This is a genomic window from Tranquillimonas alkanivorans (genome assembly GCF_900115595.1).
Classification (GTDB): domain Bacteria; phylum Pseudomonadota; class Alphaproteobacteria; order Rhodobacterales; family Rhodobacteraceae; genus Tranquillimonas; species Tranquillimonas alkanivorans.
In genome coordinates this window covers 1-2,561 of record NZ_FOXA01000065.1, presented here as the reverse complement: position 1 = coordinate 2,561, position 2,561 = coordinate 1, and the positions used below count along the sequence as shown (strand labels likewise).

The following is a 2,561-nucleotide window of genomic DNA, read 5'->3' as shown; positions in this document are numbered from 1 at the left end:
GCACAGCCTCGCCGCCGCGGCCGTCGGTGCGCTCGTGACGGCATTCGCCGCGCTGCCCCACAACGCCGCGGCCGTGCCGGAAGACCTCTGGGCCTGTCACACCGCCACGATCGCGGCTACGTCGTCGACGGGCATTTGCCGTTCGAGACGGTGAAAAAGCTCCTCGAGGACCGGACGTCGACGGCATCACAGTGCCGGCTGGTAATGGCCTCACGGTGGCTTTCGGATCGGGTGCCGTCAACATATGCAACGCAGATGCCTTTCAGCCCTGCCGCAAATTGAACGAGGTCAACGCAACCACCGTTCCGGCGGGACAGGACAGAGCCGATGCCAGTCCCTGCGATCTCGGATTGGATCAAGCATCGGTCAAACCGGCATCTCTTTTCCCATTCGAGAGCCGTCCCGTCGACCCAGGTGCAATGGAGGATCACCGCCAGCTTTCGCGCAACTGAAACTTGCGCCTTGTTCATACAGTTGCGCTTGGCACGACGCAGGCCCCATGCCTTCAGCGCGCATCATCTTTCCCGCCGCCCGTCTGCCTCAAGCAGTGCCTCCAGCCCCTCGACGATTAAGCCCGACTTCGGTTGGCGCGGCGTCGGTCGCTCATTGATCGCGACCGGCAATCGCCGCCCACGGACCCGCACAGTGACAACAGCGCAGCATTCCTGGGGATGTCGCGGCAGCTTCGCGGACCTTTCGGCCGTTCGCTGCGGGTGCTCACTTCACGCTGCACCTGCATAGCCGTCCGACATGAGGGGCGGGTTCCGGACCTTCGCCGCGGAAGCGAGATAGGCAAGGGGCTCATGTAAGAGCAGTCATTGAGCGCCAGCGCATTCCGCCCTTCAGTGGGGGGCTCGCGCAAGTGGCGTGGCGATCTTCCCAGCCTCGCTGAAACGCCTTCGACTGGCGCCCATCTGTCAGCTTTCGAAAGCTTCGGGCAAGATATCCTCGGGCAGCACGACGAACCCTCCTCCCGACAGCAGTCGATCCGCCTCGAGCGGGGTCTCATTGCCGCCGAAGAAGATGAAATCGCCGTGTTCGACACGCGCGATCGCTCCGTTCTCTCCCTGCGTGAACCCGACGATCTCGCCCAGTTCGTGGCCGTGGAGGTTGAGCACCGGGAGACCCTCGATCTCGTCCAGCCTGTCCGGGTCGACCCCGCCCAGGCGCAGGCCGCCGGGCGTCTGTTCCAGCGCCCGCGCCCCGTCGGTCAGGCGTGCGACGGCCTGCTCGGGCCGGCCCATCTGCAACTCGTGGCGTGCCGCCTTCAAGGCCTCCAAGGCATTGCGGAAGACGTCCGTGCCGACTTCGGCGGATTGCTCCGCGAACTCGGCCAGGTGCAGCGCGCGGTCGAGGGGCTTGGTGCCCTCGTGGCGTTTCCCGGCCTCGAGCGTGGCGGCCGAGGCGCTCATTTCAGCGGCGAGGCTCCGGGCCACCTTCTCGGCCGGCGTGGCTTGCGCGGCCGCGACATTCCCGGCGACGGTGAGGGAGATGGCGGCGAGGACGCTCTTGATACCTGGAGTCATGCGTGCGCCTCTTGCTGCTTCTGTTGATCCTTTTTCTTCAGCATGTGCTCGTGCCCTTCGCCGTGCTTCCAACCGATCGCGACAAGCCAATAGTTCATCGGGTAGGTGAAGATGAAACCGACGAGCAGCCCGAGCGCCCCGAAGGTCCAGAAGGCATAGGTGTCGGGCAGCGGCTGCTCGCCCACGACGGCGGGTGTGACGTAATACATCACGGCACCCATCCCGAGCATCACGGTGATCATCGAGAAGAACTCGGCTCGACCGCCTTTCCAGATCGCCTGCAGCCAGCCGTTGCCGTGCAGACGCATCGCCCACGTCTGGAACAGGAACCAACCCAGTAGGTAGCCCACGGCGTATTCAAACCAGAACTCCTGCCAGAATGTGAAGCCCCAGAGCCGAGCCATTACCATTGCGGTCAGGATCCCCAGGCCGTCGCCTCCGACGCAGTGCGCCGCTGAGCCAACGACCTTGCGCCATTGCGGCTTCGCATAATGGGTGAACCGGCGCATCTTCGGCTCGCCCGGCTCGTAGTCACCGATATCGGAAGGACGCGAAACCGCGAGGTATAGCGCGACCCCGATCACCGAGAAGAAGATTACGAGGATCGGCCAGCACGCCTTGAGCGGCGGGTTCAGTGCGCTGTTGGCGTGAAAACTGTCATACACGATCCACGCGGCCCCGGCGATCCCGACGGAGTACCATGGGATCGCGAACCAGGGTTCCGCCATGAACGTCAGTAGGTTGGCGAGTGTCTCCATGGGCGTCTCCTTGCTCGGAGTATTGAACGCACCGGCCGAAGCGCCGTTTCCCAAAGAGGGCCAGCCGGGTCTACTGCCGCGAAAGCGGAGCCTTCCCGGACATTACCTGCAGCAGAAACGAGCCCGAGGCGGTCAGCAGCAGGAAGCCGTGAAAGGCCTCCATCCCCGTGATGAAGCGCAGGTGGCCGTCCGGCGCGAGGTCCCCGCGCCCGAGCGTGGTGAAGTTCACGAGCGAGAAGTAGAAGTAATCCATCCATGAAAGCGTCGCGTCGGGTTT

Annotated in this window: 3 protein-coding genes; all 3 read right to left on the bottom strand. The window is 64.3% G+C overall.

Annotated features, from left to right (window positions below):
* Positions 1–917 precede the first annotated feature (917 nt).
* Positions 918–1,526 (bottom strand): hypothetical protein, encoded by a 609-nt coding sequence (locus BM162_RS22040; RefSeq protein WP_093425995.1) that lies wholly within the window; start codon positions 1,524–1,526, stop codon positions 918–920.
* Positions 1,523–2,284, bottom strand: a complete 762-nt coding sequence (locus BM162_RS22035; protein ID WP_093425994.1) for a DUF4396 domain-containing protein — start codon at positions 2,282–2,284, stop codon at positions 1,523–1,525. The genes BM162_RS22040 and BM162_RS22035 overlap by 4 nt, the downstream gene beginning before the upstream one ends.
* Positions 2,285–2,354: 70 nt before the next feature.
* On the bottom strand, positions 2,355–2,561 hold a 207-nt coding region (locus BM162_RS22030), incomplete at its 5' end, for a potassium channel family protein (RefSeq protein WP_143096306.1).